Raw genomic sequence first — 18,938 nt, 5'->3', positions numbered from 1 at the left:
GGGTTGGAGAAAAAATGAAGAAGGGGATGTCGGCCGCGGCTTCAGCGGACCGCCCGGCGGCGCAGCACGCCGAGCCCGGCCAGTGCGGCGAGCGGGAACAGCAGGGCGGGTGCGAGCGGTCCGCCGCCGCCGTTGCCGTACTGCACCTGGTTGCCGTCCTGGGTGGTGGCTGCTGCGCCCACGTACAGCGTGACCAGCGCGGAACTCACCTCGCCGCCCTTGACGGTGTCGGTGCAGATCACGCTGTAGCGGTAGGTGCCGCCGGCCTTGGTCAGCTGCACGCTGCCTTCGGTGGCGACCGGGCCGGTCCAGTCCTGCGCCGACGATTCGGAGCGGCAGTTGGCCGTCTGGAACGAGGTCCAGGTGAGCGTGGCGGTTTCGCCGACCTTGATCTCCGCGGGGGCGACGTTCAGCGTGACGCCGGCCGATGGCGTGTCGCCGGCCAGGTCGACCTGGAACACCGCGCCCTGGTCGTCCTGCGACACCGCGACGCCGTTCGCGTTCTTGTAGGCCGTGCCGCCGTTGGCCGACACGCCGTACAGCCGGCCGTCGGCACCGGTGGCCACGCCCAGCGGATGCATGCCGTCCACGTCGAACTTGAAGGAGTGCAGCAGCTCGAAACCGCCGCTGCCGTCCGCAGCAATGCGCGAGGGCACGATGCGATACAGCACACCGTCGGTGACCGACTGGCCGTAGTTCAGCAGCGTGTCGTAGTTCTCCGCGCCGGCCGCGTTGCAGGCGGTGACCCACGACACGAAGGCCAGGTCGGCGCAGGTGTTCGGGCTGTCCTTGTAGGTGGAGGAAGACAGCGGCCAGTGCCGGTTGGCGCCGCCGGTGAGCGTGGTGCCGTAGATGCTGCCGTCCGCGCCCACCGCCAGCGGGCCGCGCGGCGTGCTGCCATCGGTTTCGCTGAAGGTGTGCAGCAGCTGGAAGGTGCCGCTGCCGTTCATGGGAATGCGGTAGATCGCGCCATACGGCTTGGGGCCGTCGTAGTACGGGTAGGCCTTGCCGCCGTAGGTGCGCGCCCGCATGTGCGTGCCGCATTGCGGCGAGGCGGCGGTGTAGGTGCCGGCGGTGCTCCAGGTGGCGTTGGCGTCGTACACGCCCTGGCAGGTGGCCGATGTCGCGCCGTAGAGCCAGCCGTCCGCGCCTTCCTGCACCCAGGAGATGCCGCGCGAGGGGCCGTGGGCATGGCTGGTGTTGTCCAGCACGTTGATCTCGCCCTCGGCCAGCGTGAAGGTGTGCAGCACGACGAAGGTCGACGGCGTGCCGGGCTGGATGCGGTAGAGCGTGCCGACCGGCGTGCCCGGGTCGCTGGGCGTGCCGGGCTTGAAGGGCACGCCGCGGTTGTAGCCGGTGACGCCGTAGAGCCAGCCGTCGCTGCCCCGGATCAGGCCGTTGGCCACCTGCGGCATGCCGTTGGGGCCGGCGGTGAATTCATGCACCGTGCTGACCGTGCCCCGCTTGCCCGACAGCGTGACCTTGTAGATGCGGCCCTGGCCCTGCGGGCCCTTGTCGGCGCCGTAGAAGTTGCCGTCGGCGTCCTTCGCCAACGCGCCGTTCGGGCTGTAGAGATCGCCGGGCGTGGTCACGGCGGTCATGTGCGTTCCGTCCGAGTCGGTGCGGAAGATCACGCCCGCGCCCACGGTGGACGTGAAGAGATAGCGCCGGCCGCTCAGGACCTTGCCGTCGGCTCCGTAGTTGGCCGTGGCCTCGCCGTAGACACTGGTCATCACGCCGTAGAGCCCGCCGTCGGTGCCCTGCAGCGGCGTGCCGTTGATGCGGCCATACAGCTCGGTGTCGGTGTCCACGGTCAGGCCTTCCACGCCGAGCCTTTCGTACACGCCGGGAACGGTGGGCAGCCAGTAGAGGCCCGCGCCGCTGCGCAGGCTGGCGATGCCACGCGCGATGTTGGCGTTGTTGCCCGAGAAGCCGCCGTACAGGTAGCCGCGCTGCAGCGTCGGATGGGTGACGTAGAGCGGCGGCGCGGTCGGGTTCTGCGCACCCTGCCAGCCTTCCGGGCTGGTGGACGTGCTGACGGCCTCCGAGTACTGGTGGAAGGACGTCAGGTGGTTGACCGTGACGCCGGACGACGCAGCCTGCGCACCGGCCGGCGACGACACCAGCACGGCCAGCAGGGCGAGGGCGGGCAGGCGCGCGAAGAGGCTGAACGGCGCGAACGACGTGAACGGCACGGTGGTGCGCGATGGAAGTTGGGTCATGGAACGGGTCTCGAAAGGGATGGGCCGGCGGCTCAGAACTTGACCGACAGGGTGGCGAGCGTGGTGCGGCCCGGCGCGACCCAGTAGGTGTTGCCGTTCATCTCGCTGTAGTTGACGTCGCGCAGGTTGTTGATGGCCAGGCGCAGGGTGACGTTGGGGCTGACGTCGTAGCTGGCCCAGAAGTCGTGGACGCGCCAGCTCTTGCCGTTGTACAGATCGCTCAACCAGATGCTGGTGTTGGTGGCCGGTGACTGCATGCGCATGCGCAGGCCCAGCGTGAGCTTGCGGTCGAACAGGCGTACGCCGCCGCTCAGGCTCAGGTTCCTGCGTGGCGGCAGCACGTACCAGATGTTGGCGTTGCCCGGCTGGCCGAGCGTGGTGGCCGGAAAGCCGGTGAGGCTGCCGAGCGGAAACGGGTCGTAGCCGCCGGTGCCCGTGTCGATGATCATCCGCGTGAAGTTGAACGCGCCGAACACCACGCCGGCGTCGTAGTCGGCCTGCAGCTCGAAGCCCCTGGACTTGAATGGATCGTCCATGTTCATGTACGCATAAGGGCCGACCACGCCGCCGCCGGTCGTGCTGATCGGCGACATCACGCGGGCCAGCGTGATGTAGTTGTCGACCTTGTTCTGGAACAGCGCGGCCTTCATGCGCAGCTTGTCCGACGCGCTCAGCACGTTGTCGAAGTTGAGGTTGGCGCCGAGCTCGAGGTTGCGCGAGCGTTCGGCACGCAGCGCGGGGTTGGGGTAGTACGGAAACAGCGAGCCGGTGTGCGAACCCCACAGCAGCGACTCGGTCAGCGCCGGTGGCCGCAGGCCCTGGCCGTAGCTCGTGAACAGCTGCAGGTACGAGGTCGGCTTGACCGCGGCCGAGACGCGCGGCGCCCAGGCACCGTCGTGGCGGTCGACCGCATAGCCGGTGTAGATCGATGTGGTCGACGGGCGCACGCCCGCCGGGTTGGTGATCGAGCCCACGCGCATCAGGCCGTCGCCCTGCAGCCCGTACCAGTCGTAGCGCAGGCCGGCCGCCAGCTCCAGCCAGTCCCGGTACAGGAACGTGCTCTCGCCGAACAGGCTCATCACCGTGCGCTTGCCCGCGGGCGTCGAGCCGGTGTAGAGCGCCGTCGTGCCGGCATCGGCGCCGGCCGTCAGCGCCTGCGCCTCGGGGTCGGTCCGGTCCTGGAAGAACTCGGTGCCGGTCTTCAGGATCGTGTCGAAGGTCTGGCCCGGGAGCCGCGCCGTGTTCTGCACGCTGCCGCCGATGGTGCGGGTCTCGTAGCGCAGCCGGTATTCGTTGGCGTCGAGCGTGCCGGCCTCGCGCATCACGCTGTTGCTGGTGCGCGTGGCGTAGAGGCTCGATTGCAGGTCGACCCAGCGCATGTCCGATGGCCGCCAGCGGTGGTTGGCGACCAGCGTGTCGTTGCGGATGTGGTTGTGCGACGTCACGTCGCCGCCGGACACGTCCGTCGCGCTGCCCTCGTCGAAGCGCGCGTCCATGCCGATGTAGCTCAGCTTCAGCTCGTGGTCCGGCAGGAAGCGCCAGTTGGCCTTGAACAGGGCCGACGACTGGTCCTGCGACGACAGGCGGCTGGTGCCGTGCGTGAGCACCTCCATGTCGTCGGCGATCGTGCCGCGCCGGCCCTTCTCGAATTCGCCGACGTTCTTGCGGCCGAGCGCCATCACCAGGTCGAGGTCGTCGTTCGGTCGCAGGCCCAGCGCGGCGCTGCCCGCGAAGTCGTAGGCGTTGCTGCCGCGCGTGGCATTGACGCGGCCGCCGAAGCGCTGGTCTTCCTTCAGCAGGTCGTCCGTCTCCAGCGTCCGGAAGTTGACCATGCCGGCGATCATGGCCGCGCCGCCCGAAGTCGACGTCGGGCCCTTGGAGATGTCGACGCCGCTCAGCAGCTCGGGGTCGATGTAGACCGCGCCATTGGAGCCGTGGCCGCTCTGCTGGTAGTTCTGCCGCGTGCCGTCGATCATCACGTTGACCCGGCCGAAGTCCTGCAGGCCGCGCATGTTGACCGACACGCCCGGGTTCTGGCGGCTCTGCGAGGTGTAGACGCCCGGCACGTCGGCCAGCACGTCGCTGGTGTTGCGCGGCGGCAGCCGGTCGATGTCCTCGCGCGTGATGACCGCCACCGAGCCGGGCGTGTCGTAGACCTCCTGGCGGCGGTCGTGCGCCGCGGTGACGGTGGTGACCGGCAGCGTCGCTTCGGCCTGGGCACCGCCGGCGCCGGGTGTCTGCGTCGGTGCGAACACGTCGCGCGTCGCGGGCTCGGGTGCCTGCAGCACATAGTGGCCCGGCGCCTGCGCGCGTGCCACGCGGCCGGTGCCGCTCAGCAGCGCAGCGAGGCCGGCCTCGACCGAGAAGCTGCCGTCGAGCCCGCGGCTGCGCAGGCCGGCCACCTGCTGCGGCGTGAACGACAGCGTGATGCCGGCCTGGCGCGCGAAGCGGTTGAGCGTGTCGTCCAGCGCGCCGGCACCGATGCGGTAGGCGCGAACCTCCGGCGTGGCGGCCCGGGGCTGGGCCTGGGCCTGGATCTGGGCATGCGCCGGCGATGTCAGCAGCGTCAGCGTGGCGCCGAGGGCATGCAGGCAGAGCGCGCCGCGCAGGCAGGCCGCCAGCGTGGAAGGCCGGAAACGGACGGGCAGGTGGTGCAGTGGCATGGGAAGGAAAAAAGCGATGTGTCCCGTCCATGCCGGACGAGACGGGGAAACCCGACAGGAAAAACGCGGAAAAACGAGAAAAGTTTTTCAGCGCATCGAGACCTGCACCCAGAAGCGGGTGCGGTAGTCGATGCGCACGGGCAGCACGCTGGGCAGGACCGCCAGCACGCGCTCCGTGTCGTCGAGGCGGTAGACGCCCGACAGCCGCAGGTCGGCCGCGCGCGGGTCGCAGCCCACGTGGCCGGTGCGGTAGCGGCCGAGTTCGGCCAGGAAGTCGCCGAGCCGCATGTCGCGCGTGACCAGCGCGCCGTCGGTCCAGCCGGTCGGGTCGAGGCCGCGGTTGTCGGCCGGCGTCGCGTCCTGCGGGTCGAGCAGGTAGCTGCTGCCGGCCCGCGCGATGGTCCGCTCGGCACCGAACGCAGCCTGCGCGGGCTGCATCGCCACCGCGCCTTCTTCCACCGACAGCAGGCTGGCGGATGGCAGCAGCCGCACGATGAAGCGGGTGCCGATCGCCTCGAACAGGCCGTCGCGCGTCTGCACGCGCAGCGGCCGCTTCTGCCTTTGCGGCGAGGCATCGTCCGCGCCGGACACGAGCGAGATCTCGCCACGCGTCAGCACAAGCAGCCGCTGCACGCCGTCGAACCGGAGCTGGACCGCGCTGTCGGTGTTGAGCGCCAGTGCGGTGCCGTCGTCCAGCACGAGGCTGCGCCGTTCGCCTTTGGCCGTGCTCAGGTCGGCCAGCACGCGTTGCCACGGCGCGAGCTCGCCGACCAGCCAGGCGACGGGCGCGATGGTCGCCGCACCGATCGCCAGCTTGGCCATCGCGCGGCGGCGGCCCAGGCGCTGGGCGCCGGCCTGCAGCGCGTCGAAGGCCGCGCCGGCACCCGTGCCCGTGGGGGTGGCCGGCAGCATCTGGAAGTCCGCGCGCATCGCCTGGCCGACCTGCTGGGCGCGCAGCCAGGCGCGCTCGTGCGCCGGGTGTGCGCGGCGCCACTGGTCGAAGGCGCGCAGCGTGCGCGCATCGGGTGCGCCCGACTGCAGCCGCGTCATCCAGCCGAAGGCCTGGCGGACGGCTGCGTCGTCGCCGGCGGTGGAGGATGCCGGCATCTCAGGACTCGGCCAGCGCGAGGTGGCAGTGGTAGAGCGCCTCGGCCACATAGCGTTCGACCGAGCGCGTCGTCACGCCCATGCGACCGGCGATGTCGGCATAGGGCATGTCCTCGAGCTGCGCCAGCAGGAAGGCGGTGCGCACCCGCGGCTTCAGGCCGTCGAGCAGGCGGTCGATGCGCGCGAGCGCCTCGATGATCAGCAACTGCGCTTCCGGCGAGGGCGCGAGCTGCTCCGGCTGCAGCGCCAGGGCTTCCTTGTAGGCGCGCTCCAGTTCCTGGCGGCGCCACTGGTCGATCACCAGGCCCTTGGCGATGGTCGTGAGAAAGGCCCGCGGCTCGGCGATGCGCGAACGCGTGCGCGAGGCGAGCACCCGCACGAAGGTGTCGTGCGCGATGTCGGCCGCGTCCGCGGCGCTCGACAGCTTCTTGCGCAGCCACATCTGCAGCCAGCCATGGTGTTCGACGTAGAGCGTTTCGACGTTCGGAGCGGGCGAGGGCAGAGGCAGGTGGACGGACACGGCGATGGGCTTCCGGGCGGATCGGAGTCGATGCGCGGCCCGTGCATGGCATCGGATCCGTCGCGACTCAAATGAGAATTACTCGCATTGTAATGAGCCGTGACGTAGTCGCCCGAATGTCCGGGCGAAGGCCCGGTTGATCCGCGGACTCAGAGCGGCGCCGCCTTCGGGCTGAGCGCATACACGAGCACCCCCACCAGCACCACGAGCGTCGCGCACAGGAAGATCCCCGAATAGGTCTGTGCCGTGTCCCAGCCGTTGCGCAGGCTCGCGTCCGCGATCAGGCCGAAGGTCCACGAAGTCAGGGCCGACCCGAGGAAGACGAAGGTGTTCAGCACGCCCAGGCCACGGCCGCGCAGCGCCTGCGGCACCAGGCCGCGGCCGTGCGCCATCACCATCGGATGCACCATGCCGATGGTGGCGAGCAGCGTGAGCAGCAGAACGCCCGGCAGCAGGCCGGCCGCGGGCCAGGCCGACAGCAGCGCGCCGCAGGCCATCGAGAGCACCGACCAGCCCAGGATCGTGGCCTTGATCGAGAAGCGCCGCACCAGCAGAGGCAGCAGCAGCGCAGTGACGAAGCCGCCCATGCTCACCAGCGCGAGCGACAGGCCGCGTGCCCCGGCGTCGAGCCCGAACACGTCGGCCAGGTACGGCCCGCCCCAGGCGTTGCGGAAGGTGGTGCCGGCCGCGAGCGCCACGCACAGCGGTATCAGCGTCCACAGCGGCGGTAGCGCGAGCAGGCGCAGGCTGCCCATCAGCAGCACGGACGGGCTCTCGCTGCGCGCGTCGGCATGGCCGGTGTCGCGCACGTCGCGCCACACGGCGATGCAGGCCAGCAGCATGCAGACCGCCGCCACGCCGAGTGCCGGCCGCCAGCCGATGTGGTGCGCGGCCCATCCGAGCGGCGCGGTCGCACACAGTGCGCCGAGCATCGAGACCGCGTTGGCGCGCCCGATGACGCTGGCGTAGCGTTGCGCCGGCAGCTGTTCCGACGCGAAGTGCATCAGCCCCATGAAGACCGGCGCGCAGGCGAGCCCCAGGCCGGCCTGCGCCACCATCGCGGTCGCGCCGCCGGGCGCCACGACGAAGAGCACCGACGCCACGACACCCACCGCGCTCAGCAGCCGGGTCGGCGCGCCGACGCCGTAGCGGTCGAAGGCGATGCCGACGGGGATCTGCGCCACCGCGAAGGCCATGAAGAAGCAGGACGACAGCGTGCCGAAGCCGGCCGGCGACAGGTCCAGGTCGTGCTGCAGCTCCGGCGCGATCACCGCGAGGCAGGTGCGGAAGAACTGGCTGAGAACGAAGGCGAGGGTGAGTGCGCGGACACCGCGCGAGGGATCTGTGGACTGCTGCATGGAGAACGATGGCGCGGCGCGGCTGCCGCAGAGCCACCGAGGATACGGCGTCGAGCGCCGTCACGCTCCGCTCAGCGCTCGCCCTTGCGGTACGGCTTCATCAGCGCCTGCGGATAGCTCGCCTTGCGGGCCACCAGCACCAGCGCCAGGATCGACAACAGGTACGGCAGCATCAGGTACAGCTGGTAGGGCAGCACGGCGTCGCCCGACTGCTGCAACCGCAGCTGCAGGGCGTCGAAGAACGCGAACAGCAGCGCACCGAGCAAGGCCTTGCCGGGCCGCCACGATGCGAACACCACCAGCGCGACGCAGATCCAGCCGCGGCCGTTGATCATGTTGAAGAAGAAGGCGTTGAAGGCCGACAGCGTGAGGAAGGAGCCGGCAATGCCCATCAGCGCCGAGCCGGCGACGATCGCGCCGGTGCGGGTGGCCGCGACCGACACGCCCTGGCCTTCGGCCGCCTGCGGGTTCTCGCCGACCATGCGCACCGCCAGCCCGACCGGCGTGCGGTACAGCACCCAGCCGATGAGCGGCACCAGCAGCAGCGCGAACAGCGTCAGCGGCGTCTGCGCGTCCAGCACCGGAATGTGAAGCCAGTCCATCGGCGCGAAGGGCGTGACGGTGGGCGGCGTGTTGACCTTCGGAAAGCTCACGCGGTAGCCGTAGTAGCTGAGCGCCGTGGCGAGCAGCGTGATGCCGAGCCCGGACACGTGCTGCGACAGCGCGAGCCCGACGGTCAGGAAGGCGTGCAGCAGGCCGAACACCGCGCCGGTGAGCGCGGCCACGCCGACGCCGACCCACAGTGGCGCGCCCGCGTACACCGCGAGCCAGCCGGTGAAAGCGCCGGCCACCATGATCCCTTCGATGCCGAGGTTGAGCACGCCCGCGCGCTCGCACAGCAGCACGCCCAGCGTGCCGAGGATCAGCGGTGTCGCGATGCGCAGCGTGGCGACCCAGAACGACGCGTTGGCGAGGATGTCGAGAAGGTCGCTCATCGCTTCACCCGGTATTGCGTCAGCAGCGTGGCCACCAGCACCGCGATCAGCGACGCGGCGACGATCACGTCGGCGATGTACGTCGGCACGCCGACCGCGCGGCTCATGCTGTCGGCGCCGACCAGCACGCCGGCGACGAACACGCCGGCCGCCACCACGCCCAGCGGATGCAGGCCCGCGAGCATCGCGATCACGATGCCCGTGTAGCCGTAGCCCGGCGACATGTCGAGCGTCACGTAGCTGGTGCGGCCCGCGACCTCGATCGCGCCGGCCAGCCCGGCCAGCGCGCCCGACAGGAGCGCCACCGTGACCACCGTGCGCGTCACCGGCACGCCCGCGAAAGCCGCGGCACGCGCGTTGGCGCCGACGGCGCGGATGTCGAAGCCGATCACCGTGTACTTGAACAGCGCCCAGACGATGGCGGCCAGCGCCACCGCCCAGATCAGCCCGGTGTGCACCCGCGTCTGCGCGATCAGCTTGCCGAGTTCCAGGTCGCCCTGCAGCGCCACGCTCTGCGGCCAGCCCATGGCCGTCGGGTCTTTCATGGGGCCGTCGAGCATGGCCGACACGCCGAGCAGCACGATGAAGTTGATCAGCAGCGTGGTCACGACCTCGTCGACGCCGAGCTTGTTCTTCATCAGCGCCGGCCCGAGCAGCAGCAGCGCGCCGGCGATCGCGGCGGCCAGCATCATCAGCGGGAAGAGCAGCCAGATCGGCAGCTCGAAGCCGGTGCCGCCATGCATGCCGCCGACCGCCACCGCCGCGAGCGCGCCCGCATACAGCTGGCCCTCGGCGCCGATGTTGAAGAGCCGTGCCTTGAAGGCCACGGTGGCCGCGAGCCCGGTCAGGATCAGCGGGATCGCGCGGGTGAGGGTCTCGCTCCACGCGAACACCGAGCCGAAGCCGCCCTCGAGCAGCAGCGCATAGGTGCGGCTGACCGGTGCGCCGGCCCACAGCACCAGCAGCGCGCTGATCGCGAGCGTGAACAGCACGGCGCCGACGGGTGCGAGCACGAGCGCGGCGTGCGAGGTTTCGGAGCGGCGTTCGAGTCTCATGATCCAGCCATTGCCAAGCCGATGGCTTCGCGGGTCCAGTGGTCGGCGGGGCGCGGTTCGCCCAGGTGGCCGCCGTGCATCACGGCGACGCGGTCGCCCAGCGCCAGCACTTCGTCGAGGTCGTCGGAAATCATCAGCACCGCGGCACCGGCGTCGCGCGCCGCGATCAGTTGCTGCTGCACGTACGCGACGGCGCCGATGTCCAGGCCCCAGGTCGGCTGGTGCGCGACGATGAGGCGCGGCGGCTTCGACGTGCCGTCCGCCGCACCGGGCGCGAGCAGTGCTCGGCCGAGGATCAGCTTCTGCATGTTGCCGCCCGACAGGGCGCGTGCCGGCGCCATCAGGCCGGCGCCGCGCACGTCGTAGGCCTTCTCGACGCGCTGCGCATGCGCGCGCGCCGCACCGCGACGGATCCAGAGCCAGCGCGAGAACGCACGGCTGCGCAGCCGCTCGGACACCGCGTTCTCCCACACCGGCAGGTCGCCGATCACGCCGACCGCATGCCGGTCTTCGGGGATGCGCGCGACGCCGCGCGGCACCAGCTTCGCGGGCGAGGGCGGCAGCGCGCGGCCCATCAGCTGCACCGTGCCGGCGACCGTGCGGCGCGTGCCGCTCAACAGGTCGGCCAGCGCGACCTGGCCGTTGCCCGACACGCCGGCGATGGCGACGATCTCGCCCGCGCGCAAGGTGAGCGACACGTCGTCGAGCCGGTCGTGGCCGCTGCCCGCGGTGCTCACGTGGTCGAGCACGCAGACCGCGTCGCCGATGCGCCGGGCGGGCCGGCGCTGCGTGGTCTCGACCGCATGGCCGACCATCCACAGTGCGAGCTGCGCCTGCGTGGTGCCGGCGGCGGGCGCCTCGGCCACCAGCTTGCCGCCGCGCAGCACCGCGATGCGGTGCGACACGCGCAGCACTTCCGGCAGCTTGTGGCTGATGAAGATGACCGACAGGCCCTGCGCCACCATCTGAGCGAGCGTGGCGAACAGCGCTTCGCTTTCCTGCGGCGTGAGCACGGCGGTCGGCTCGTCGAGGATCAGGATGCGGGCGCCGCGGTACAGCGCCTTGAGGATCTCCACGCGCTGGCGCTCGCCCACCGACAGGTCGCCGATCTTCGCTTCGGGCCGTACCGGCAGGCCGAAGCGCTGCGACACCTCGAGCAGCCGAGCGCGCGCGGCGCGGCGGCGCGAGAACGGACGCCAGAGCGATTCGGTGCCCATCAGCACGTTGTCGAGCACGCTGAGGTTGTCGGCCAGGGTGAAGTGTTGGTGCACCATGCCGACGCCGGCTGCCAGCGCGGCCTTCGGGTTGCCCGGCGGCAGCGGCTTGCCGAAAACCTCGATGCGGCCTTCGTCGGCGGTGTAGTGGCCGAACAGGATCGACATCAGCGTGGATTTGCCGGCGCCGTTCTCGCCGAGCAGTGCGAGCACTTCGCCGGCATGCAGCGTCAGCGAGATGCCGTCGTTGGCGACCAGTGCGCCGAAGCGCTTGGTGATGCCGTCCAGCTGCAGCACCTGAGCGCTCATGGTGTTTCTCCTTCCCCCGACGGGGGAGGGAGCAAGGGAGCCCTCATTGCCAGGCCGCCAGAAAGGCCAGCAGCACCTTGGCCGAGTTGTCGGCCGCAACGCCCATGAAGGTGCCCATCTCGTTCTCGCCATCGCCGCCGCCGGCCAGGTCGCTCAGCGAGCGGAACGCGATGTAGGGCACGCCGTTGCTGTACGCGACCATGCCGACCGCTGCCGTTTCCATGTCGAGCGTGTTGGCCTGGAAGTTCTGGAACACGTATTCGCGGTAGGCCTTGTTGTCCATGAAGGCCTGGCCCGACACGCCGTTGCCACCGACCACCAGCTTGGGCCGGGTCGTGAGGCACTGGGCCGGGCCATTGCCGGCAACGGCGCAGTTCGCCAGTTCGACGTTGCCGATGCTGCGCGCCACGGCCAGCATCTTCGGATCGACCTCGAACCAGAACTTGTGCTGGATGGCCGGCTGCGCCGCGGAGCGCACTTCGACCGGGCGCGGATGCATCATGCCGAAGGCCGGCATCGTCACGTCCTTCATCCACGGCGGCGAGGTGAACTTGCCCGGTGCGGTCTCGCGCGCCATCAGCACTTCGAGGTACTGGCCCCACTGCACCGGCACCGTCACGTCGCCGATGTGCAGGGCCGGGTTCACGCCGCCCGCGATACCGCTGAACACGATGTGGCTGACCTGGAAGCGGTCGAGCGCCACCTGCGTGTTCATCGTCGCGTTGGTCATGCTGATGCCCGACATGAACAGCACGACCGGCTTGCCTTCGAGCGTGCCGGTCGTGAAGTCGGTGCCGTTGACCGTGTAGGTCTTCGGATCGCGCAGCTGCTTGCTCAGCAGCACGATCTCGGGCGCGAACGCCGAGACGACCGCCATGCGCGGCGTGCCGTCGAGCCGCACCGAACGCGCATCGGGCATGCCTGCGCATCCGGCGAGCGCGGCGGCCAGCACCCATGCCGACGCGGCACCGGCCAGTCGTCCGGTGCTGCGCATCACTTCGCCGTTGGCTTGGGAGCGCCGTCGTCCACCTTCACGGTGAACTTGCCCGACACGATGTCCGCTTCCTTGGCCTTCACCTTGGCGACCACCTCGGCCGGCACCTTCTTCTCGAAGGTGCCGAGCGGCGCGAGCGTCGAGCCCTTGTGCTTCATCATCGAGTACTGGCCGTAGTCCTCGGCGGCGAACTTGCCTTCCTTCACGAGCTTGATCGCGCGATCGGCGGTCGGGCCGAAGTCCCAGAGTGCGGAGGCGACCACGGTGTCCGGGTACTGCGCCTGCGTGTTGATCACGTTGCCGATCGCGAGCTTGCCCTTTTCCTTGGCCGCGTCGCTCACGCCGAAGCGCTCGGCATACATCACGTCAGCGCCCTTGTCGATCATCGCGAAGGCGGCTTCCTTGGCCTTCGGCGGATCGAACCAGCTGTTGATGAAGCTCACGCTGAACTCGACCTTCGGGTTCACTTCCTTCGCGCCGGCCATGAAGGCGTTCATCAGGCGGTTGACCTCGGGGATCGGGAAGCCGCCGACCATGCCGATCTTGTTCGTCTTGGTCATGCCGCCGGCGACCATACCCGACAGGTAGGCCGGTTCCTGGATGAAGTTGTCGAACACGCTGAGGTTGGGCGCCGCCGGCTTGCCCGACGAGCCGACCAGGAAGGCCGTCTTCGGGAAGTCCTTGGCCACCTTGCGCGCCGCGGCTTCGACGCCGAACACGTCGCCGATGATCAGCTGGTTGCCACCCGTCGCGTACTCGCGCATCACGCGCTCGAAGTCCGCATTGCTGACGTTTTCCGTCGCCTTGTACTCGATGTCCCCGCGCGCCTCGGCCGCCTTCAGCGCCTGGTGCAACCGGCCGACCCACTGCTGCTCGAACGGCGAGGTGTACACCCCCGCCACCTTGAGCTTGGCCTGCGCGAGCGCCAGCCCCGGCACCCCCGCGGCCAGCGCGGCAGCCACGGCGATGGAACGAATGATCAACTGTCGGCGTACGGTCATGGTTCTTCTCCTGCGTTTAAAAATTGTTGATCACTACGCCCGAGCAACGCCCGTGCCAGCGCATCGAATTGCCAGAAACACCGTGGAACCGGCTTCGCCGGGCCACCGGTGTTGCCCCCGGTAGGGGGTTGGAGGAGCGACACGAAGTGCGCGGATCCTGGGGGCGAGCCCTACTTCGTCCCGAAGATCCGGTCGCCCGCGTCACCCAGGCCCGGCAGGATGTAGCCGTGGCTGTTCAGCTCGCGGTCGATGGCCGCGGTGTAGATCGGCACGTCCGGATGCGCCGTCTGCAGCGCCTTCACGCCTTCCGGGCAGGCCAGCAGGCAGACGAACTTGATCGACTTCGGGCTCAGTTCCTTCAGCCGCTCGACCGCCGCGATGGCGGAGTTGCCGGTGGCGAGCATCGGGTCGACCACGACGATGTCGCGGTCCTGCATCTCGCTGGGCATCTTGAAGTAGTACTCGACCGCGGTCAGCGTCTTCGGGTCGCGGTACAGGCCGATGTGGCCGACGCGCGCGCCCGGCACCACCGACAGCATGCCTTCGAGGATGCCGTTGCCGGCGCGCAGGATCGACACCAGCACCAGCTTCTTGCCGTCGATGACCTTGGATGTCATGGTCTCGAGCGGCGTCTCGACCTCGATCTCCTGCATCGGCATGTCGCGCGTCACTTCATAGGCCATCAGGGAGCTGAGCTCGTTGAGCAGGCGGCGGAAGCTGTTGGTGGACGCGTCCTTGCGGCGCATCAGCGTGAGCTTGTGCTGGACGAGGGGATGGTCGATGACGTGAACGTTGCTCATGTTGGAAGTGCTTGGCGGCGATGCGCTGTTTGTTGTGGTCCGAAAGGGGAGAGTCTAGAAGACAGTGCCATCGCTTTCGATGTGCAGCGGCGGCTTTCCGTCACGCAAGCGTTGTGCCAGTGCCCGGCCCGCGGCCCAGGTGCCGCCTTCGAGGATGCAGGCCAGCGGCAGTTCGTCGGCGCTCTTGCCGAGCGTCTTGCGCACGCGCGGCGCGAGTTCGTCGAGCAGCGCGACCGTGAGGGCACGCCATTCGACGATGAACTCGTCGCCGGCCTTCCACTTGCGCTCGGCGCAGCTGCGGTCGCGCAACACGATCATCCCGGTGTCGATGAACAGGCCGCCGTTGCGGTACTCGGGCAGGCCCGTGAGTGCATCGAGCCCGCGCACCTTGACACCGGCCCACTCGAAGGGTTCGAGCAGCGAATAGGTCAGCCACTGCGACAGCTTGTGGAAGGGCATCCAGCCATTGGTCAGGCCCGGGCCATGCACGGCGCTGTGGCGCCAGCAGTCGCCGAGCGCGAACGCCGGGTCGCCGCTGCCGATGCCGCCGGGCCGGTCGCTGCCGTCGGCCGCGATGCTGTCGATCGCGTTGGCCGCGGGCCAGATGCGCGACAGCGAGGTCAGCACCAGCGACAACAGGTCGTGCGCCGTGATCTCGGCGGTGGGCGGAATGGCCGGTCCGTAAGGGCCGACCAGCGCGTCGAACAGGCTGCCCGGGCGCGGCTCGCCACCGTTGAGTGCAAAGATCTCAGGCTGCTCGTGCAGCGCCTCGCCGAGCCGGCGCAGCAGCGTGGCGCGGCCGGTCAGGCCGACCAGCGGATTCACCTCGCTGACCTGGAAGGCTTCGGCCAGCCGATCGGTGACCAGGGCACGCAGGCCTGCGGCATCGGCGCGCAGCGGATGGTCCGGGTCGGACGAGAACAGGCCGGCCGTGAAGGCATGGAAGCTGGCAATGCCCAGGCCTTCGGAGCGGGTGAAGGTCTGGCCGGTGGCCGGCTCGACATAGCGCCAGTCGGGGCCGGCGCCGGCATCGAGCAGCACGCTCACCAGCGCCAGGTCGATCTGCACGCGGGCGCGTTCGCGGTGCGTCACCTTGTCGCCGAGCAGTTCGTCCAGCTGCGCCAGGCGGTCGACATGGCCGGCCTCGAAATGGCGCCAGCGGCTGTGGAAGGGGATGTGCCCCGAGGCGTAGCGCTCCCGCGTGATCTCGGCCACGGTGCGCGCCGTGTCGTCGAACGCGCTGTCGCCGCCGATGGTGAACCAGCGCGACTCGCCGCGCCGCGCACGGGCCAGCAGCGCGGCGGCGCGCTCGCGGATCGCGGCCGTGTTGCGCAGGAAGGCGGCTGCGGCGGCCGGCTGGTTCAGGTCGCCGGTGAGTTCGAGTGCGGGGTCGACATGGCCGTCGGCGCCGGCGTGGCGCACCGCGGTGTTGGCGGTGGGGCGCTCGGGGTCGATGCCGTAGTTGTCCTTGCTCATTCGTTCAGTCCTCGGCCCTTGGCCTTCTTGAGTTCGTCGGCGTCCGGCACCGGGCCGGGCGTGAAGTAGCCGGCCGCCATCTTCGCGTCCATCTCGACGCGGGCGTCGGCCGGGATCAGCTCGTCGGGGATGTTCACCCGTTCGCCGATCTCGATGCCCGAGCCGGTGATGGCGTCGAACTTCAGGTTGCTCATCGACACGAGCCGGTGGATCTTGCGGATGCCGAGCCAGTGGAACACGTCGGGCATGAGCTCCTGGAAGCGCATGTCCTGCACGCCGGCCACGCATTCGGTGCGCGCGAAGTACTGGTCGGCCGTGTCGCCGCCGACCTGCCGCTTGCGCGCGTTGTAGACCAGGAATTTCGTCACCTCGCCGAGTGCGCGGCCTTCCTTGCGCGAATAGGCGATCAGGCCGACACCGCCGCGCTGCGCGCCCTGGATGCATTCCTCGATCGCATGCGTGAGGTAGGGGCGGCAGGTGCAGATGTCGGAGCCGAACACATCGGAGCCGTTGCATTCGTCGTGGATGCGGGCGGTGAGCTCGACCTCGGGATTGGCCAGGTCGCGCGGGTTGCCGAAGATGTAGAGCGTCTGTCCGCCGATCGGCGGCAGGAACACCTCGAGGTCGGAGCGCGTGACGAGCTCGGGGTACATGCCGCCGGTTTCTTCGAAGAGCACGCGCCGCAGGTCGCTCTCGCTGCAGCCGAAGCGGCGAGCCACCTCGGGCAGGTACCAGACCGGTTCGATCGCGGCCTTGGTCACCATCGCGGCGCCGCCGGCGGTGAGGAACCTGCCGTCGGCCTTGAGGCGGCCGCGCTGCAGCGCGTCGATCACCTCGGGGAGGATCACGTGGGCCTGCGTGACGGCGATGGTCGGGCGGATGTCGTAGCCGGCTGCCAGCTCGGTGGCGAACTCGCTCGCGATCATCGCGCCCCAGGGGTCGAGCGACACGATGCGCCCGGGTTCGCTCCATTGCGGATAGGGGCCGATGACGTCCGTCGGCGTGGTGTTGGTGAGGTCGGCCTTGTGCTCGCGCTTGAGTGCGCCGGCCGCGACGGCCAGCGCACGGTAGACGCTGTACGAGCCGCTGTGGGTGCCGATCACGTTGCGGTGCGCGCGGCTGGTCGTGGTGCCGACCACCGGCCCGCGTTCCTGTGCCGTGGCCGCGCCCCAATGGATCGGCAGGGCACCGAAGCCGCTGGCATGCGAGGTCAGCCGGATGTGGCGAGGAGAGGGTGCTGCGCCGGAACTGGTGGCGGCCGGCGTTGCGGTCGTGCCGGTGATGCCCGGGAGCGATGGGATGACGGGGGCGGACGGAGTCGAAGGAGTCGGCGAAATCGATGCGGTGTCTACAGACATTGCGAGCCCTCAAAAACAGCAATGTAGCGATGGTCGCCGGGGCTGGCAAGCCGCGATGTACGCCTTGTGCCGTACCGTTTTGACCGCATTGGCGCGCTCCTTGCATCACATGCGGCGACCTGTCGCGCATGCGTCTTGCATGCCTTCCGACGTTTGTCTTCTGTGCTTTTTCTTTGCGGATCCTTCTCTTGTCCCAGCCTCCGTCGCCACCTTCGTCCGTCAACGACACGTCCCGCACCCGCGACCGGCGCCTTCCGACACGCTTCGCACCGATCGCCTTTGCGTTCTACATGGCCGGCATCATGGCGCTGCTGATGAGCGCGGTGATCGTCGCGTCGAGCGGCGACTTCGGCCCCGGCTTCATCGGGCGCGTCTTGCATGCCTATGCGCTGGCGATGCCGATCGCGTTCATCTGCGTGCTGGCGGTTCGCCCGGTCGTCGTCCGGCTGGTGGGCTGGACGGTCCGCCTCTGACGCGAACGGCGCCGTCGGTCAGCCCGGCCACCTTGCGCCGCCGATGTTTTTCGCCGGGCTGTAACCTTCGCGGGCCATGCCACGAATAGACAAGGTAAGCCCGACGCCCGCGAACGACGCCGAAACGGCGCTGCGCAGCCTGCTGCTGCGTGGCCTGGACGGCGACGCCGTGGCGTACCGCACGTTCCTGCAGAAGCTCAGCGTGCACCTTCGGGCCTTTCTGGGTCGCCGTCTCTACGGCTGGCCCGATGAAGTGGAAGACCTCGTCCAGGAATGCCTGCTCGCCATGCACAACCAGCGCCATACCTATCAAAGCGACCAGCCGCTGACGGCCTGGGTGCATGCGATTGCGCGCTACAAGATGATCGATCTGCTGCGCGCCAAGCAGGGACGCGAGGCGCTGCATGTGCCGCTGGATGACGAACTGGCGGTCTTCGCCGAGTCGGCCGAAGAAGCGAGCGATGCGCGCCGCGACATCGGCACCTTGCTCAAGACATTGCCCGACCGCCACCGCCTGCCGATCGAGCAGGTCAAGCTGGAAGGCCTGTCGGTGGCCGAGGCGGCGCGCCGCACGGGCATGTCGGAGTCGGCCGTGAAGGTCGGCATCCACCGCGGGCTGAAGGCACTTGCGCTGAAGATGCGGGGCGCCGCATGAAGACCGAGGAGCTGATCTCTCTGTTGTCGGCGGATGCCGGCCCGGTGCCGCGTGCTTCGGCTGCGCGCCGGCTCGGTTGGGCCGCGACGGCCGCGCTGCCGTTGTCGCTCGTGCTGATGCTGGTCGCCTACGGCTTGCGGCGAGACATTTCCGTGGCCGCGGGATTGCCGATGTTCTGGGTCAAGCTGGTGTTTCCGCTGTGCATCGCCGCGATGGGCTTCCTCGCGGTGCAGCGGCTGGCGCGGCCCGGCGTGCGCGCCGGTGCCGCGTGGGCCGGGCTGCTGGTGCCGGTGCTGGTGGTCTGGCTGCTTGCGCTGTCCGCATGGGCAGGCGCACCCGATACGGCACGTCCGGCGCTGCTGTGGGGGCAAAGTTGGCGCGGCTGCATCTTCAACATCGTGCTGCTGTCGGCGCCGATGTTCGTCGCGGTGTTCGGCGCACTGAAGGGGCTGGCACCGACGCGGCCATCGTGGGCCGGTGCCGCGGCCGGTGCCGTCGCCGGCGGCCTGGGCGCGTCGGTGTACGCGCTGCATTGCATGGAGCTGGCCGCACCCTTCCTCGCGGTCTGGTACGTGGGCGGCATCGCCGTGACGATGGCGCTGGGTGCCTGCCTCGGGCCGCGGCTGCTGCGCTGGTGATGTCGCTCGCCTGGCCCTGAGCGGCCCTGAGCGGTGGCGCGCATCGGCGCTGCGCCAGCACGATTGCGCGCAAGTCGTGAGAATGGCCGCCCCATCACCA

General features: G+C 69.7%; 16 protein-coding genes. 3 read left to right on the top strand and 13 right to left on the bottom strand.

Annotated elements, in window-relative coordinates; translation table 11 throughout:
• Positions 1 to 41 precede the first annotated feature (41 nt).
• The 13 genes from AC07PZ_RS28770 to AC07PZ_RS28710 all read right to left on the bottom strand — a co-directional run bounded on the left by AC07PZ_RS28770 (position 42) and on the right by AC07PZ_RS28710 (position 17,072).
• The gene (locus AC07PZ_RS28770; RefSeq protein ID WP_495298591.1) at positions 42 to 2,222 is read right to left on the bottom strand and encodes a choice-of-anchor tandem repeat GloVer-containing protein; all 2,181 of its coding nucleotides are present in this window, start codon (positions 2,220 to 2,222) and stop codon (positions 42 to 44) included.
• A 32-nt stretch (positions 2,223 to 2,254) separates the two neighbouring features.
• Positions 2,255 to 4,885, bottom strand: coding sequence for a TonB-dependent receptor (locus AC07PZ_RS28765; protein WP_495298590.1), 2,631 nt, complete (start codon positions 4,883 to 4,885; stop codon positions 2,255 to 2,257).
• An 87-nt stretch (positions 4,886 to 4,972) separates the two neighbouring features.
• Complete coding sequence (locus AC07PZ_RS28760) at positions 4,973 to 5,992, bottom strand: FecR domain-containing protein (protein WP_495298589.1); 1,020 nt, start codon at positions 5,990 to 5,992, stop codon at positions 4,973 to 4,975.
• A gap of 1 nt (position 5,993) precedes the next feature.
• Positions 5,994 to 6,494 carry a sigma-70 family RNA polymerase sigma factor gene (locus AC07PZ_RS28755; protein WP_495298685.1) on the bottom strand — a complete coding sequence of 167 codons (501 nt, stop codon included), beginning with the start codon at positions 6,492 to 6,494 and terminating at the stop codon, positions 5,994 to 5,996.
• 167 nt (positions 6,495 to 6,661) lie between these two features.
• The gene (locus AC07PZ_RS28750; RefSeq protein WP_495298588.1) at positions 6,662 to 7,870 is read right to left on the bottom strand and encodes an MFS transporter; all 1,209 of its coding nucleotides are present in this window, start codon (positions 7,868 to 7,870) and stop codon (positions 6,662 to 6,664) included.
• Positions 7,871 to 7,941: 71 nt separating this feature from the next.
• Complete coding sequence (locus tag AC07PZ_RS28745) at positions 7,942 to 8,865, bottom strand: ABC transporter permease (protein ID WP_495298587.1); 924 nt, start codon at positions 8,863 to 8,865, stop codon at positions 7,942 to 7,944.
• Positions 8,862 to 9,920 (bottom strand): ABC transporter permease, encoded by a 1,059-nt coding sequence (locus tag AC07PZ_RS28740; protein ID WP_495298586.1) that lies wholly within the window; start codon positions 9,918 to 9,920, stop codon positions 8,862 to 8,864. The genes AC07PZ_RS28745 and AC07PZ_RS28740 overlap by 4 nt, the downstream gene beginning before the upstream one ends.
• Entirely contained in the window at positions 9,917 to 11,443 is a 1,527-nt protein-coding gene (locus AC07PZ_RS28735; protein WP_495298585.1) for an ABC transporter ATP-binding protein, read from the bottom strand. Before AC07PZ_RS28735 ends, AC07PZ_RS28740 begins: the two co-directional genes overlap by 4 nt.
• 43 nt (positions 11,444 to 11,486) lie before the next feature.
• A complete protein-coding gene (locus AC07PZ_RS28730) occupies positions 11,487 to 12,437 on the bottom strand; it encodes a 5'-methylthioadenosine/S-adenosylhomocysteine nucleosidase (RefSeq protein ID WP_495298584.1) in 951 nt (316 codons plus the stop codon).
• A complete protein-coding gene (locus AC07PZ_RS28725) occupies positions 12,437 to 13,438 on the bottom strand; it encodes a BMP family protein (protein WP_495298583.1) in 1,002 nt (333 codons plus the stop codon). The genes AC07PZ_RS28730 and AC07PZ_RS28725 overlap by 1 nt, the downstream gene beginning before the upstream one ends.
• A gap of 170 nt (positions 13,439 to 13,608) precedes the next feature.
• Complete coding sequence (gene upp / locus AC07PZ_RS28720; protein WP_495298582.1) at positions 13,609 to 14,238, bottom strand: uracil phosphoribosyltransferase; 630 nt, start codon at positions 14,236 to 14,238, stop codon at positions 13,609 to 13,611.
• Between the two features lie 54 nt (positions 14,239 to 14,292).
• Positions 14,293 to 15,714, bottom strand: coding sequence for a URC4/urg3 family protein (locus AC07PZ_RS28715; RefSeq protein ID WP_495298581.1), 1,422 nt, complete (start codon positions 15,712 to 15,714; stop codon positions 14,293 to 14,295).
• The gene (locus tag AC07PZ_RS28710; protein ID WP_495298580.1) at positions 15,711 to 17,072 is read right to left on the bottom strand and encodes a GTP cyclohydrolase II; all 1,362 of its coding nucleotides are present in this window, start codon (positions 17,070 to 17,072) and stop codon (positions 15,711 to 15,713) included. The genes AC07PZ_RS28715 and AC07PZ_RS28710 overlap by 4 nt, the downstream gene beginning before the upstream one ends.
• A 188-nt stretch (positions 17,073 to 17,260) precedes the next feature.
• Between AC07PZ_RS28710 and AC07PZ_RS28705 the strand changes: the two genes are divergently transcribed.
• The 3 genes from AC07PZ_RS28705 (at position 17,261) to AC07PZ_RS28695 (ending at position 18,838) form a co-directional block, all read left to right on the top strand.
• The gene (locus AC07PZ_RS28705) at positions 17,261 to 17,545 is read left to right on the top strand and encodes a DUF2798 domain-containing protein (protein WP_495298579.1); all 285 of its coding nucleotides are present in this window, start codon (positions 17,261 to 17,263) and stop codon (positions 17,543 to 17,545) included.
• Positions 17,546 to 17,621: 76 nt separating this feature from the next.
• Positions 17,622 to 18,200 (top strand): sigma-70 family RNA polymerase sigma factor, encoded by a 579-nt coding sequence (locus AC07PZ_RS28700; protein WP_495298578.1) that lies wholly within the window; start codon positions 17,622 to 17,624, stop codon positions 18,198 to 18,200.
• A complete protein-coding gene (locus tag AC07PZ_RS28695; protein WP_495298577.1) occupies positions 18,197 to 18,838 on the top strand; it encodes an NrsF family protein in 642 nt (213 codons plus the stop codon). Before AC07PZ_RS28700 ends, AC07PZ_RS28695 begins: the two co-directional genes overlap by 4 nt.
• Positions 18,839 to 18,938: the final 100 nt, after the last annotated feature.

The sequence above is a fragment of the Variovorax sp. GW821-FHT10B04 genome, from assembly GCF_059415645.1.
The sequence above is the reverse complement of the archived record's forward strand: the minus strand, read 5'-3'. Positions and strand labels throughout refer to the sequence as shown.